The sequence below is a fragment of the Neomegalonema sp. genome (assembly GCF_028688855.1).
GTDB lineage: Bacteria > Pseudomonadota > Alphaproteobacteria > Rhodobacterales > Rhodobacteraceae > Neomegalonema.
Map to the genome: position 1 here is coordinate 45,706 of NZ_JAQTXI010000014.1, position 14,853 is coordinate 60,558.

The 14,853-nt window shown below is 67.5% G+C and carries 12 protein-coding genes; 4 read left to right on the forward strand and 8 right to left on the reverse strand.

Translation table 11 applies throughout. The annotated features are described in order from the left end of the window. Positions 1–76: 76 nt before the first annotated feature. A complete protein-coding gene (metH, locus tag PHN62_RS11715) occupies positions 77–3,859 on the reverse strand; it encodes a methionine synthase (RefSeq protein WP_300150762.1) in 3,783 nt (1,260 codons plus the stop codon). Between the two features lie 227 nt (positions 3,860–4,086). Between metH and PHN62_RS11720 the strand changes: the two genes are divergently transcribed. The 3 genes from PHN62_RS11720 (at position 4,087) to PHN62_RS11730 (ending at position 6,766) form a co-directional block, all read left to right on the forward strand. Continuing rightward, positions 4,087–5,223, forward strand: coding sequence for an AGE family epimerase/isomerase (locus PHN62_RS11720; protein WP_300150765.1), 1,137 nt, complete (start codon positions 4,087–4,089; stop codon positions 5,221–5,223). 185 nt (positions 5,224–5,408) lie between these two features. Continuing rightward, a complete protein-coding gene (gene hemF / locus PHN62_RS11725; RefSeq protein WP_300150888.1) occupies positions 5,409–6,284 on the forward strand; it encodes an oxygen-dependent coproporphyrinogen oxidase in 876 nt (291 codons plus the stop codon). Continuing rightward, positions 6,281–6,766, forward strand: a complete 486-nt coding sequence (locus PHN62_RS11730) for a DNA polymerase III subunit chi (protein WP_300150768.1) — start codon at positions 6,281–6,283, stop codon at positions 6,764–6,766. The genes hemF and PHN62_RS11730 overlap by 4 nt, the downstream gene beginning before the upstream one ends. A gap of 3 nt (positions 6,767–6,769) precedes the next feature. On the opposite strand, the gene PHN62_RS11735 is transcribed toward PHN62_RS11730, so the two are convergent. From PHN62_RS11735 to PHN62_RS11765, 7 genes are all read right to left on the reverse strand, one after another. Beyond that, positions 6,770–7,711 (reverse strand): LysR substrate-binding domain-containing protein, encoded by a 942-nt coding sequence (locus tag PHN62_RS11735; RefSeq protein WP_300150771.1) that lies wholly within the window; start codon positions 7,709–7,711, stop codon positions 6,770–6,772. Then, entirely contained in the window at positions 7,708–8,781 is a 1,074-nt protein-coding gene (locus PHN62_RS11740) for a sulfate ABC transporter ATP-binding protein (RefSeq protein ID WP_300150774.1), read from the reverse strand. Before PHN62_RS11740 ends, PHN62_RS11735 begins: the two co-directional genes overlap by 4 nt. A 2-nt stretch (positions 8,782–8,783) precedes the next feature. Beyond that, positions 8,784–9,662 (reverse strand): sulfate ABC transporter permease subunit CysW, encoded by an 879-nt coding sequence (gene cysW, locus PHN62_RS11745; RefSeq protein WP_300150777.1) that lies wholly within the window; start codon positions 9,660–9,662, stop codon positions 8,784–8,786. A 3-nt stretch (positions 9,663–9,665) separates the two neighbouring features. Then, positions 9,666–10,676: a sulfate ABC transporter permease subunit CysT gene (gene cysT, locus PHN62_RS11750; RefSeq protein ID WP_300150779.1), complete on the reverse strand. Its 1,011-nt coding sequence runs from the start codon at positions 10,674–10,676 to the stop codon at positions 9,666–9,668. Next, positions 10,676–11,704, reverse strand: a complete 1,029-nt coding sequence (locus PHN62_RS11755; RefSeq protein ID WP_300150782.1) for a sulfate ABC transporter substrate-binding protein — start codon at positions 11,702–11,704, stop codon at positions 10,676–10,678. The genes cysT and PHN62_RS11755 overlap by 1 nt, the downstream gene beginning before the upstream one ends. 65 nt (positions 11,705–11,769) lie before the next feature. Beyond that, positions 11,770–12,780, reverse strand: a complete 1,011-nt coding sequence (locus tag PHN62_RS11760; RefSeq protein ID WP_300150785.1) for a sulfate ABC transporter substrate-binding protein — start codon at positions 12,778–12,780, stop codon at positions 11,770–11,772. A 470-nt stretch (positions 12,781–13,250) separates the two neighbouring features. Then, positions 13,251–13,787, reverse strand: coding sequence for a DUF2076 domain-containing protein (locus PHN62_RS11765; RefSeq protein WP_300150787.1), 537 nt, complete (start codon positions 13,785–13,787; stop codon positions 13,251–13,253). 283 nt (positions 13,788–14,070) lie between these two features. On the opposite strand from PHN62_RS11765, the gene aroQ reads away from it, so the two are divergent. Next, on the forward strand, positions 14,071–14,517 hold the full coding sequence (gene aroQ, locus PHN62_RS11770) for a type II 3-dehydroquinate dehydratase (protein WP_300150790.1): 447 nt from the start codon (positions 14,071–14,073) through the stop codon (positions 14,515–14,517). The last annotated feature ends 336 nt before the right edge of the window (positions 14,518–14,853 follow it).

The following is a 14,853-nucleotide window of genomic DNA, read 5'->3' on the forward strand; positions in this document are numbered from 1 at the left end:
GCTCCGCCGCCTTCCTGATGTTTTTTGTGGTCGCGCAATTTATCCGGAAACCGGTTCCCAGTTTTCGGATTGCGCTCTATTCCGCCGCCTGAGCCGCCGGGCGCATGTAGTTGAGGATCGGGCCGAGCCAGCGCTCCACCTCCTCGACGGCCATGCCCTTGCGGGCGGCGTAATCCTCGACCTGATCGCGCTCGACCTTGGCGACGCCGAAATAATAGGCCTCCGGCGCGCCGACATAGAGCCCCGAAACCGAAGAGCCCGGCCACATGGCGTAACTCTCGGTGAGCTTCACGCCCGTGGCGGCCTCGGCGTCGAGCAGGCGGAAGAGCGTCGCCTTTTCGGTATGGTCGGGCTGGGCCGGATAGCCCGGCGCCGGACGGATCCCGCGATAGGGTTCGAGGATCAGCTCCTCGGGCGCATAGGCCTCGTCGGCGGCGTAGGGCCAGAACTCCTTGCGGACGCGCTCGTGCATGCGCTCGGCGAAGGCCTCGGCGAAGCGATCCGCCAGAGCCTTGACCAGAATGGCGGAGTAATCGTCGTTGGCGCGCTCGAAGCGTTCGGCGAGGGCCACTTCCTCGATGCCCGCCGTGACCACGAAGCCGCCCACCCAATCGCGCTTGCCGGACTCCGCAGGCGCGACGAAATCCGACAAGGCCACGTTGGGCTTGCCGTCGCGCCTGGTCGCCTGCTGGCGGAGGGTGAAGAAGGTCGCCAGCTCCTGCGCGCGGCTCTCGTCGGTGAAGAGGCGGATGTCGTCGCCGACGGAATGCGCGGGCCAGAAGCCCACCACCGCCCGGGGACGGAACCATTTTTCATCCAGAATCTTCTTGAGCATGGCCTGAGCGTCGGCCCAGAGCGCCCGCGCCGCCGCGCCCTGGCGCTCATCCTGCAAGATGGCGGGGAAGCGGCCTTTCAGCTCCCAGGTCTGGAAGAAGGGCGTCCAGTCGATGTAGCGCGCCAGATCCGCGAGATCCCAATCCTCGAAGACCTTCGTCCCGAGGAATTGCGGCGCCGGAGGATCATAGCTCGCCCAATCGGCCTTGAAGGGGTTGGCCCGCGCCGCCGCCAGAGGCAGACGCCGCTTTTCGGCTTCGGCGCGTTCATGGGCCTCGGCGACCTTGCGGTATTCCTCGCGGATTCCCGCGACGTAATCGGGCTTCTGCTCCGGCGAGAGCAAAGCCGAGACCACGCCCACCGCGCGGCTGGCGTCGGGGACGTAGACCGTCTGGCCGCGGGCGTAGCGCGGATGGATCTTCACCGCCGTATGGACGCGGCTGGTGGTCGCTCCGCCGATGAGCAAAGGCAGATCGAATCCTTCGCGCTCGATTTCGGCGGCGACATGGGCCATCTCGTCCAGCGACGGCGTGATGAGGCCCGACAGCCCGATGACGTCCACGTTCTCGGCGCGGGCGGTCTCGATGATCTTCGCGGCGGGGACCATCACGCCCAGATCGACGATCTCGTAATTGTTGCAGGCGAGGACCACGCCCACGATGTTCTTGCCGATGTCATGGACGTCGCCCTTGACGGTGGCCATGAGGATGCGTCCGGCGCTGCGGCGGCCTTCGCCGCCGTTGAGGCGCTTCTCCTCCTCCATGAAGGGGGTCAGCACGGCGACGGCCTGCTTCATCACGCGGGCCGACTTCACCACCTGCGGCAGGAACATCTTGCCCGCCCCGAAGAGGTCGCCGACGACGTTCATGCCCGACATCAGCGGGCCCTCGATCACATGCAGAGGCCGCGCCGCCTGAAGGCGGGCTTCTTCGGTGTCGGCCTCGATATATTCGGTCACGCCGTTGACCAGCGCATGTTCGATGCGTTTCTCGACGGACCAGGTCCGCCAGGTGAGGTCTTTCTCCGCCTTCTCCTTGCCGCCCGCGCCCTTGAAGCGTTCGGCGATCTCCAGCAGGCGTTCGGTGCCGTCGGGGCGGCGGTTGAGGATCACGTCCTCGCAGGCCTCGCGCAGATCCGGCTCGATGGAATCGTAGACCGCCAATTGCCCGGCGTTGACGATGCCCATGTCCATCCCCGCCTTGATGGCGTGATAGAGGAACACCGCATGCATCGCCTCGCGCACGGGCTCGTTGCCCCGGAAGGAGAAGGAGAGATTCGAGACGCCGCCTGAAACATGGGTCAGGGGCATGGCCTGACGGATCCGGCGCGTCGCCTCGATGAAGTCCACGCCGTAATTGTTGTGCTCCTCGATTCCGGTCGCCACGGCGAAGACGTTCGGATCGAAGATGATGTCTTCCGGCGCGATCTCGGCTTCTTCGGTCAGCAGCTTGTAGGCGCGCGAACAGATCTCGAACTTGCGGTCTTCGGTGTCGGCCTGTCCGGTTTCGTCGAAGGCCATGACCACCATCGCCGCGCCATAGGCCCGGCAGAGCCGCGCATGATGGAGGAAAGCCTCTTCGCCCTCCTTCAGCGAGATCGAATTGACGATGGGCTTGCCCTGGACGCATTGGAGTCCGGCCTCGATCACCTCCCATTTGGAGCTGTCGATCATGACCGGAACCCGGGCGATGTCGGGTTCGGAGGCGACGAGGTTCAGGTAATCGACCATGGCCTTGCGGCTGTCGAGCAGGCCCTCGTCCATGTTGACGTCGATGATCTGGGCGCCGTTCTCGACCTGATCGCGGGCCACGTCGAGCGCCGCCGCCAGATCTCCGTTGACGATCAGCTTCCTGAACCGCGCCGAGCCCGTGACGTTGGTCCGCTCGCCGACGTTGACGAAGGGAATCTCGGGCGTGAGGATGAAGGGCTCCAGCCCCGAAAGCCGCATCTGCGGCGGGGGAGAGGCGATCTCGCGCGGCTGATGTTTGGCCACCGCCGCCGCGATGGCGCGGATATGCTCCGGCGTCGAGCCGCAGCAGCCGCCCACGATGTTGATCAGCCCCTCGCGGGCGAAGATCTCGACCTGAGCGGCCATGTATTCCGGCGATTCGTCATATTGGCCGAAGGCGTTGGGCAGGCCCGCATTCGGATAGGCGCAGACGAGCGTCTCCGCCACGGCGGAAACCTCGGCGAGATGGGGCCGCATGGCCTCGGCGCCGAGGGCGCAGTTGAATCCGACGCTCAGAGGCCGGGCGTGGCGCACCGAATGCCAGAATCCGGTCGGCGTCTGGCCGGAGAGGGTGCGGCCGGAGAGATCGGTGATGGTGCCCGAGATCATCACCGGCAGGCGCAATCCATTCTCCGCGAAGACCTCCTCGCAGGCGAAGATCGCCGCCTTGGCGTTGAGCGTGTCGAAGATGGTCTCGATGAGGATGAGGTCCGCGCCGCCCGCGATCAGGCCCCGGATCTGCTCGGCGTAGGCGAGGCGGAGATCCTCGAAGGTCACGGCGCGATAGCCGGGGTCGTTCACATCGGGCGAGATGGAGGCCGTGCGGTTGGTCGGCCCGAGCGCCCCCGCCACGAAACGCGGACGCCCGTCCTCGGCGGTCGCGCGGTCCAGAGCCTTGCGGGCGATGCGGGCGGATTCGAAATTCAGCGCATGGACCTTCTCCTCAAGCCCGTAATCGGCCTGAGCTATGCGGGTGGAGGAGAAGGTGTTGGTTTCGACGATGTCCGCCCCCGCCTTGGCGTAGCGGTAGTGGATCTCCTCGATGGCGTCCGGGCGGGTCAGGCTGAGCAGGTCGTTGTTGCCCTGCTGCGGCCTGCCGTCGCCCTGATGCAGCCCGCAGCCGCAGCCTGCGCCATGGCTCGTCGGGCCGGAGAAATCCTCCTCGCTCAGCCCCAGCGCCTGGATCTGGGTGCCCATCGCGCCGTCGAGAATGAGAATCCGCTCGCGCGCCATGGCGTCGAGGCTGGCGAAGGTCTCGGAGAGCGGAAGACGGGAGCCGAAAGCGGAGGCGGTCATGGGGTGCGAAGCCTTGAGGCGCGAAGCGCGAGGAGGAAGGAAGGCGCGGGGATCGGGAACAGGGGAATTTGGCCCCGAAAGCTTCCGGGCTCAACCCCATTCGGGCGCGGATCGGGAAATCGGGCGCGGTTTCTTCTTCGGGCGCCGCCGAGGGGGCCTTTGACAAGCCTTCCGGCGCGTCGCATTTTCCTCGGGACCGGGCGCAGCGCCTGCAGGGAGGCGCCTTCGTGAGCTTCAGCGAGAAGATCAGGCCCTGGATGGCCGAAGCGGCCTGTCCGCTCTGGGGCGGGGCGGGGATCGACCCCGCGACGGGCGGCGTCTGGGAGGCCCTGCGCGTCGCCGACGGAGCCCCCGCCCGCGCGGAGATCAAGCGGGTGCGGGTGCAGCACCGGCAGATCTACGCCTTCGCCGAGGCCTGGCGCATGGGCCTGGATCCGCAGGGGCTGGAGCGCGCGCGCGGAGTCCTGGCCTTCGCGCGAGCCAGGGCGCAGGCGCCTCGGGGGGCGGGCTGGATCCATCGCCTGAATCCGGATGACTCCCCGCAGGATTCCCGCCGCGATTCCTATGACCAGATGTTCGCCCTGCTCGGCTACGGGGCCCTCGCCCGCTTCGGGGTGGAGGAGGCCCGCGAGGATCTCGCCCGGACCTGGGCGGGCCTGAGCGGCGATCTGGCGCATCCTCTGGGCGGCTGGCGGGAGGATGATCTCGACAGGCTGCCCCGTCGCCAGAATCCGCACATGCACGGCTTCGAGGCCTGTCTCGCCCTCCAGGACTGGACGGGCGAAGCGGTCTGGATGGAGCGGGCCGAGGCGGTGCTCGATCTCTTCTTCGCGCGGTTCTTCGACGCGGGGCGCGGCTGGCTTCTGGAGCATTTCGCCGAGGACTGGACGCCGCTGACTCCGGAAGAGGGCCAGCGTCTGGAGCCGGGGCATTTCTGCGAATGGGTCTGGCTGCTGCGCCGCTACGAGCGGCTCGGGGGGCGACGCCCCGTCGGGGCGGCGGCGGACGCGCTTTACGCAGAAGGCCGCAGGCTGGGGCTCGGGCCGGACGGGCTGCTCTGCGACGAAACCTTTCTCGACGGAAGCCCGAGCAAGTCCACGCGTCGGCTCTGGGGCCAGACGGAGCATTTCAAGGCGGCGCTCGCCCAGGAGCGCGTCCATGGGACGGGCCGTCATCTGGCCGAGGCGCGGGAGATCTTCGACCGCCTCTTCGGGGTCTATCTGACGGGCTGTCGTCCCGGCGGCTGGCGCGACAGGCTGAATCCCGACGGAAGCCTTGCGGATCCGCTCATGCCCGCCAGCACCTTCTATCATCTGGTCTGCGCCTTCGGCTACGCGCTGGACTGGGAGACGGCGAAGGGATAGGACCGGGGCGGATTTTCCCCCGAGAGCGTCGTCCGGCCATGTGGGGCCGCCCGGACGCTCCGATTTCTCTTGTGGTCGCGTTTTCACGACGCGAAGTCCTTCGGCTTCGCTGGAAAACGCTCCAGGATCGAGGAGCGCCGCAGATGTCCCTTTCGTCCTTCGCCCGTCCGCTTCCCGCCTCCGCCCTGCCGGAGGCCGAAGCGCGCAAGGCGCGCGCCGAAGTCTGGTTCCGCGAGCTGCACAAGATGTTCCTCGACGCCTTCGAGGGGCTGGAGGACGGACAGGCCTCCGATCTTCCGGCGGGGCGTTTCGCGCTGACTCCCACCGAGCGGCGCGGCGAGGACGGATCTGCGGGCGGCGGCGGACTCATGGCCGTGATGCGCGGAGGGCGCGTCTTCGAGAAGGTGGGCGTCAACGTCTCGGCGGTGCATGGGCGGCTCGCGCCGAAGGCTCAGGCGGCGATGGCGGCGCGTCAGGTGCCGGGGATCGCCGCAGATCCGCGCTTCTGGGCCTGCGGCGTGAGTCTGGTGGCTCACATGCGCAATCCGCGCGCGCCCGCCTTCCACATGAACACCCGCATGTTCTGGACGCCCGGCGCCTGGTGGTTCGGCGGCGGCTCGGATCTCAATCCGGCCCTTCCCTTCGACGAGGACACGGCGGCCTTTCATGCGGGGCTGAAGTCCGCCTGCGACGCCCATGACCCGGAATATTACGCGCGCTTCAAGGCCTGGGCGGACGAATATTTCTTCATTCCGCACCGGAACCGGGCCCGGGGCGTGGGCGGGATCTTCTACGACGACCTCAACGGCGGCGACTGGGAGGCCGATTTCGCCTTCACGCAGGCCGTGGGCCGGGGATGTCTGGCGGCTTTCGTCCCTCTGGCGGCGGCCCGCAGCCGCGAGCCCTTCACGCCCGAAGAGCGCGAGCGGCAACTGATCCATCGCGGACTCTACGCCGAATTCAATCTGCTCTATGATCGCGGCACCCGTTTCGGGCTGGAGAGCGGCCATAATCCCGAGGCGGTGCTGATGAGCCTGCCGCCCGAAGCGAAATGGCCGTGAGCGCTCCCGAGGTCTGGTTCTATCATCTCGTCCGGCAGACGCCCGAGCGTCTGCTGATCGACCTGCTGGAGAAGACCCTCGCGCGGGGCTGGCGGGCGGTCCTGCGGCTCGGCGACGAGGCGCAGGTGGTCCAGGCCAGCGAAAGGCTCTGGACCTGGCGCGAGGATTCCTTCCTGCCGCATGGCTCCGCCGCCGACGGCGAGGCCGCCCTCCAGCCCGTCTGGATCACCGCCGGGCCGGAGATCCCCAACGGCGCGCAGATCCTCTGCCTGACGAGGGGCGGCTCCTGCGACCTCTCGGCGCCGCCTGCGGGTCTGGCGCGGATCTGCCTCCTGTTTCAGGAGGCGGACGAAGAGGCTCTGGCGGCGGCCCGCGCTCAATGGCGGGCGGCCAGGACTGCGGGACTCAAGGCCGTCTACTGGGCCGAGACTCCGGAAGGCGGCTGGATCCGCAAGGCCGAGCACGACCCCGCCGCAGGCTGAATTCTAGACGATCTCCGCCGTCGCGAGGGCGGGGGCCATTTCGGTGCGCACGGCGTCTTCGCGCAGCTCCGGGCGGCAGATCTCGAGGAAGCGATAGGCGAAGCCGCGCATGTAGCGTCCGCGCCGGATGGCGATATGGGCCGTGCTTTCGTCGAAGAGATGGCCGCCGTCCAGAGCCGCCAGCCGTTCGTCGGGCTGCCTGACCGCCATGGAGGCCACGATTCCCACGCCCACCCCGAGCGCCACGTAATCCTTGATCACGTCGGCGTCGAGCGCCTCCATGACGATCTCCGGCCGCTCGCCCGCCTCGGCGAAGACGCGGTCGATCATGCCGCGCCCGGTGAAGCCCTCGTGATAGGTGATGATCGGCCAGCGGGCCAGCTCGGCGAGGGTCAGGCGTTTGGTCCCCTCCAGTTCATGGCCGCGCGGCGCGATCACCGCATGCCGCCAGCGGTAATAGGGGAAGGCGGCCACGTCGGGATGATCGGCGACCTTCTCCGTGGAGACGCCGATGTCGGCGCGGCCTTCGAGCAGCATGTTGAGGATGCCGGTCGGGCTGGTCTGGTGCAGCGTGAGCTTCACGCGCGGGAATTCGCGGCGGAAGGCGGCCACGGCGGGCTGAAGCGCATAGCGGGCCTGGGTGTGGGTGGTGGCCACCACCAGAACGCCCTGATCGGCGCTGCGCAGCTGCGAGGCCACCCGACGGATGTTGTCGGCGTCGGTCAGGATGCGCTCGGCGTGGACGAGGATCTCGCGCCCCGCCTCGGTCAGCCCGAGGAAGCGTTTGCCGTGGCGGACGAAGATCTCGACGCCCAGCTCGTATTCGAGATCCTTGATGTGCCGGCTCAGGCCGGATTGCGAGGTGGCCAGAGCCTGGGCCGCCTCGGTGAGGTTGAAGTTGCGCCGCACGGTCTCGCGCAGGATCCGGATCTGTTGCAGGTTCATTCCGCCGCGACCTCCTGCGCCGGGAAGACGCGCAGCGCGTCGGGCACCAGACGGACGGTCTCGCCGGGAACCAGCGCCAGTTTCGCCAGTTCACGCTTGGGAATCTCGGCCTCGAAGGGGCGGCCGCTGCGGACTCCCACCAGCTCGATGCGCGCCAGAGCCCCGAGCTCCAGAGCCCGCGCCACCTTCGCCTCCACGCCCGGACCGGACGTCTCGCGCGTCACCTGAAACTCGTGCGGCCGCACATAGGCCGAAAGCCGCGCCCCCTCGTCGCCCGAGCCCGCAGGCAAGGCGAGTCCGCCGTCCTCGACCTGGAGCGCCCCGGAGACCACGCGCCCCTCGAAGAAGTTCGAATGGCCGAGGAAGCTCTGCACGAAGGGCGTCGCGGGCTGGGAATAGACCTGGGCGGGTTCGCCCACCTGCTCGATGGCGCCCTTGTTGATCAGCACCACCTGATCCGCCAGTTCGAGGGCCTCCTCCTGATCATGGGTCACGAAGATGGAGGTCAATCCGAGCTGGTGATGCAGATCGCGCAGCCAGCGGCGCAGATCCTTGCGGACCTTGGCGTCGAGGGCGCCGAAGGGCTCGTCCAGCAGCAGGACGCGGGGCTCCACCGCCAGAGCCCGCGCCAGGGCGATGCGCTGACGCTGACCGCCCGACAACTGCGCCGGATAGCGATGGCCGAGCCAGTCGAGATGCACAAGCTCCAGCAGCCGGGTGACCTTGGCCCGGATCTCGGAGTCGGACAGACGCTCGCGGCGGGGCTTGACCCTCAGGCCGAAGGCGACGTTCTCGAAGACCGTCATGTGGCGGAAGAGCGCGTAATGCTGGAACACGAAGCCCACGTTGCGCTCGCGGACATGGGCGTTGGAGGAATCTTCGCCGTTGAAGAGGATGCGTCCGGAATCGGATTGCTCCAGCCCGGCGATGACGCGCAGGAGGGTGGTCTTGCCGCAGCCCGAGGGCCCGAGAAGCGCGGTCAGCTTGCCGTCGGGGACGTCCAGGGTGACGTCGTTGAGGGCGACGAAATCGCCGAAGCGCTTGTTGATGTGTTCGACGCGGATGCTCATGGTCAGGCTCCTTCGCGCTGGGCGCGGGCGACGCGCCATTCCACGACCGTCTTGATCAGCAGCGTGAGCAACGCCAGAAGGGCGAGCAGAGAAGCGACGGCGAAGGCGGCGGAGAATTGATATTCGTTGTAGAGGATCTCGACATGGAGCGGCATGGTGTTGGTCAGGCCGCGGATATGTCCCGAGACGACGGAGACGGCTCCGAATTCGCCCATGGCGCGGGCGTTGCAGAGGATCACGCCGTAGAGCAGGCCCCATTTGACGTTCGGCAGGGTCACCCTCAGGAAGGTGGTGAGCCCTCCGGCGCCGAGCACCACGGCGGCTTCTTCTTCTTCGGTGCCCTGGGATTCCATGAGGGGAATCAGCTCGCGGGCGATGAAGGGGAAGGTCACGAAGACCGTCGCCAGCACGATGCCCGGCACCGCGAAGATGACCTTCATGCCGTTGTCCTGGAGCCAGGGTCCGAACCATCCCTGAGAACTGAACACCAGCACGTAGACGAGGCCCGCGATGACCGGCGAGACCGAGAAGGGCAGGTCGATGAGGGTGGTGAGCAGGGTTCTCCCGCGGAATCGATGCTTGGCGATGAGCCATGAGGCGGCGATGCCGAAGACGAGGTTCACCGGCACCGCGATGGCGGCGGCGAGCAGCGTCAGGCGGATGGCCGATTGCGCATCCCTGTCGACAAGGGCGCCGAAATAGGCGCTCCAGCCCTTGCGGAGGGCCTCGGTGAAGACCAGCGCCAGAGGCGCCAGCAGGAACAGCGCGAAGAAGGTCAGACCCAGACCGATGATGAGGACTTGCGCCCATTTCGGATCGCGCGTGGCGGCGCGTCCGGTCTGTCGGCCCCGGGCGTAGAGGGAAGCGGTTCCTCCGGCCATGGTTCAGCTCCTTTCCGTGCGACGCGAGGACCAGACCTGCAGGGCGTTGATGGCGAGCAGGAGCGCGAAGGAGACGATCAGCATGACCGCCGCGATGGCCGTGGCCCCGGCGTAGTCATATTGCTCGAGCTTGGTGATGATGATGAGGGGCGTGATTTCGGAGACCAGCGGGATGTTTCCGGCGATGAAGATCACCGATCCATATTCCCCGAGGGCGCGGGCGAAGGCCATGGCGAAGCCGGTCAGCAGCGCCGGATAGAGCGCCGGAAGCACGACGCGCCAGACGGTCTGCCAGCGATTGGCCCCGAGCGAGGCGGCGGCCTCTTCGAATTCGGCGTCGAGGTCCTCCAGCACGGGTTGCACCGTGCGCACCACGAAGGGCAGGCCGATGAAGACCAGCGCCACCAGAACGCCGAGCTGCGAGAAGGCGACCTTGATTCCGAGCTGACCTTCGAGGAAGGAGCCGAACCAGCCGTTCTTGGCATAAAGCGCGGTGAGGGCGATGCCCGCGACGGCGGTGGGCAGGGCGAAGGGCAGGTCGATCAGGGCGTCCACGAGCTTGCGGCCGGGGAAGCGGTAGCGCGTGATCGCCCAGGCGAGGATGAGGCCGAAGACCACGTTGACCGCCGCCGCGAGGAGCGAGGCGGTGAAGCTGAGCTTGTAGCTCGCCACGGCGCGCGGGGCGCTGACGGCGGACCAGATCTGCGCCCAGCTCAACTGAGCCGTATTGATGAAGACCGCCGAAAGGGGGATCAGGATGATCAGGAAGAGCATCAGGATCGTGACGGCGAGCGAGAGCCGGAAGCCGGGCAGCACGCGGCTGCGGGCGTTGACCAGCCCGAGCCCCAGCAGCGCGAAGAGCGCATAGACCGACGTCAGCGCGCCGCTCGGCAGGAGGCTGTCCTGCGATCCGAAATACACCGCCGCGCCGCCGAGGGCGAGGCCCCCCCAGACAAGGGGGCCTCGCCAGCCTTGCGGCCCTGCGGATTGACGTTTCAGGGCCAGATCCGTCATCAGCGCCGCTCCGCCATGATCTTGTCGTAGAGGCCGCCGTCGGCGAAATGGACCTGCTGCGCCTTCTCCCAGCCGCCGAGATCGGTCTCGACCGAAAGGGTGTCGATGGGCGGGAAGGTCTCGGCGTGGCGCGCGAAGACTTCGGCGTCGCTCGGGCGGAACTGCTTGCCCGCGATGATCTCCTGAGCCTCGGGCGTGTAGAGGAATTCGAGATAGCCCGTGGCCTGCTCCAGGGTGCCGCGCGCCCTGGCCACGCCCTCGACCACCGCCACCGGCGCCGGCGCCGCGATGGTCAGCGAAGGATAGACCACCTCGAACTTGTCCGCGCCGAACTCGGCGGCGAGGGCGGCGGATTCGTTCTCGAAGGTGATGAGCACGTCGCCGATCTCGCGCTGGGCGAAGCTGGTGGTGGCGCCGCGTCCGCCGCCGTCGAGGATGGGCACGTTGTCGAAGACGCCCTTCACGAAGTCATGGGCCTTGCTCTCGTCGCCGTCGTTCTGCTTGAGGCCGTAGCCCCAGGCGGCGAGGTAGGTGTAGCGGCCGTTGCCCGAGGTCTTGGGATTGGGCACGATCACCTGGACGTCGCCGGTCAGGTCGCTCCAGTCCCGGATTCTCTTCGGATTGCCCTTGCGGACGATGAAGACCGAAACCGTGGAGTAGGGCGCGGCGCCGTTCGGGAATTTCTCGCGCCAGTCGGGGGCGATCAGTCCGGGGCGCGAGAGCAGGATGTCGATGTCCGGCGACTGGTTCATGGTGATGACGTCGGCCTCCAGGCCGTTCAGCACCGAGCTGGCCTGCTTGCTGGAGCCGCCATGCGACTGGTTGACGATCACGTCCTGACCGGTCTTCGCCTTCCACCAGGCGCTGAAGGCCGGGTTGACGTCCTTGTAGAGCTCGCGCGAGATGTCATAGGAGACGTTCAGCAGCGTGACGGGATCCGCCGCCCGGGCCGCAGGCGCGACCGCGACGAGCGGAACGGCGGCGAAGACGCCGAACAACGCGCCGAAGGCGCGACGGGTCATGGACATGGAAAAGGCCTTTCCTGCGTTTCTGTTCTGAAGGAGGGGCCTGGCCCCTCCTCATCCGGTTCCGTTCAGCGGATGACGTAGATCTGGTCGAAGATTCCGCCGTCGGAGAAATGTTCGTCCTGAGCCCTGGTCCAGCCGCCGAACACCTCGTCGATGGTGAAGAGTTCGACGTCGGCGAAGCTGTCGGCGTATTTCGCCAGAACCTCGGGGTTGCGCGGACGGTAGTAATGCTTCGCCGCGATCTCCTGACCCTCGGGGCTGTAGAGCTCCGTCAGATAGGCCGTCGCCACGTCGCGCGTGCCGTGGCGGTCGACGTTCCCGTCCACCACCGCCACCGAGGGCTCCGCGAGGATCGACACCGAAGGCGTCACGATCTCGAAGTTCTCCGGGCCAAGCTCGTTGATCGCGAGATAGGCTTCGTTCTCCCAGGCCAGCAGCACGTCGCCGATGCCCCGCTCCACGAAGGTCGTCGTCGAGCCCCGCGCGCCGGTGTCCAGAACCTTCACGTTGCGGAAGATGTCGCCGACGAACTTCTTCGCCGCCGCCTCGTCGCCGCCCGGCTGACGCAGCGCGTAGCCCCAGGCCGCGAGATAGTTCCAGCGCGCGCCGCCCGAAGTCTTGGGGTTGGGCGTGATGACCTCGACGCCCGGCTTGACCAGATCGCCCCAGTCGTTGATCCCCTTGGGATTGCCCTTGCGCACGAGGAAGACGATGGTCGAGGTGTAGGGGGCGGAGTTGTCGGCGAGTTCGCCGATCCAGCCCTCTGCGAGGAGGTTGCGGCCATGGATCCGCAGGGCGTCGACGTCATAGGCGAGGGCGAGGGTGACCACGTCGGCCTCCAGCCCTTCGATGACGGAGCGGGCCTGTTTGCCGGATCCGCCATGGGACTGTCGGATGGTGACGTCGTCGCCGGTCTTGTCCTTCCAGAGCCTGGCGAAATGGGCGTTGTAGTCCTGATAGAATTCGCGCGTGGGATCGTAGGAGACGTTGAGCAGCGTGATGGAGGCCGCGAAGGCCTGAGCCGAAGCCGCCGCCAGAAGCGCGGAGAGAGCCGCGGTCTTGAGGAATTTGCGCATGAAGGGATCGCCTTTCCGTTCCAGGGTCTCCGAGCCGCTAACAAGCCCCGCCGCGCTCAGGAACAAAGCGTTTGCTGATTGCTTATTCCATTTTCTGCGAAGGGCTCGTCCTTCTGCGAAAAGAACATATGAAATCTCGGGTCTTGGGAAGGGTTTTGGCCGGGCTCCTCCATGTGATATCTGCATATGGATATGTCGCGATCCCTGACGGATCGCGGGAAGCCGCAAGCGCGGATCGTCAGGGCCCGTCTCCGGACTCCTGCGGATCGAATCGCGAAGGGAGAGGCCTCCCATGGAGGCCCCGGACCCGGCGTGGAGAAAAGGCGAGGAAGATCAGGAAGGCGCGGGATCTGCGGCGATCCGGCGGCCTGAAGGGGATCCCGCCCGCTCGGGGGCGGAAGGCGAGGGGCGGAGGCCGCCCGACGCCGCAGCATGTCCCGACGGCGCGAGGCGCCGCCGGGCCGCGAGGATCATTCCTCGTCGAAACCGCCGAAATCGCCTTCGTCGGCGGCTTCGGGCTCGGGTTCGGCCTCGGGGCGCGCCTCGGGTTCGGCGGCCTGGGCTTCGTCTCCGCCGAACATGCCCGCGATGGCGTTGCCGAGCAGCACGCCGCCCGCCACGCCGACCGCCGTCTGGGCCGCGCCCGCGAGGAAGCCGCCTCCGCCGCCGCCCTGCTGGACGGGAGCCGGCGCCAGGGGCTGACGACGCGCCGGAGGCGGCGCCGAGGGCTGTCCGCCGAACATGCGCGAGAGGAAGCCGCCGCCCTGAGGCGCCTGACGCGCGGCGGAAAGCTCGGATTCGAGCTGCGCGATGCGGTCCTGGGCGGAGTTCAGCGCGTGCTCCTGCACGACGATGGTCTGGGCCATGTAGTAGGGCGCGCCCGGCTGCCGCGCGACGGCCTGCGAGATGAAGGATTCCGCCTGGCTGTCGCGCTGCGGATTCTGGCGCTCCACCTGCGCGAGCTTGCCGAAGAGCCCTTCGATGGCCTGCTGGTCGTTCTGGTCCATGTGCCTCTGACGTCCCTGTTGCTTGTCTGTTTGATCGCCGCCCTCCCGGAAGCCGGAAGGACAGGGCGACGGATGGTCAGATAGAACGGGAGCGCGGAATTCACGACGGAGTTTCGTCAGCTCGCGCGTTTGTGACCTTCCGTCAGAGGATTCGCCCGGCTCCCGGCATTCCCTTCCGGAAATTGCGCCGGATCGCCTCGACGGCTTGACCTCGACGCCCGAAATCTCCGAAATCCGGGATCGTCGCCGTCCGGTCTTCTCCGGGGGCGCGCCGGAGATGGACATGACCAGATCGATCCATGTGCTGAACGGGCCGAACCTGAATCTGCTGGGCAAGCGTCAGCCCGAGATCTACGGCCACGAGACCCTCGCCGACGTCGAGCGCGATTGCGCCGCTCTGGCGCGGGAGCTGGGCCACGAGATCCGCTTCCTGCAATCCAACTGGGAAGGCCAGATCGTCGACTGGATCCATGAAGCCCGCGATCAGGCGTCGGGCGTGGTGATCAATCCGGCGGCGCTGACCCACACCTCGGTGGCGGTGCTCGACGCGCTCAACGCCTTCGAGGGGCCGGTGATCGAGGTGCACATCTCCAACGTCCACAAGCGCGAGTCCTTCCGGCATCATTCCTACGTCTCCCTGCGGGCCGACGGGGTGATCGCGGGCCTCGGGACCGAGGGCTACCGGCTGGCCATCCGCCGCATCGCCACGCTGCTCGCCGCCGCGCGCTGAGCCCCCGCCCGACGGGGACTCCGAAAACCCCTTCAAACTTTCCGGATTGCGCTCTATAAGGGCCCCGCCTGCCGGAGCAGGCTGCATCTGCTGGTTGGGGAGGACGCCATGACAAGCGACGCCCTCTTCCAATTGGGGATGGGCTCAGTCGGACTGGACGCCACCCAAACGGAAGACCTTGCGCGCCCGGGCCCCTTGCGGGGCATGCGGGGCGTCTTGCGTCCGCAAGATGCGGACGCCGCCTCCTGCGCCTTCTTGCGCGCTTCTGACGGCCAGAGGGGGAGCGGCGCGCGAGCGCCGATCAGAAGGCTGTAATCTCCCCGCCGTCATCCTCCT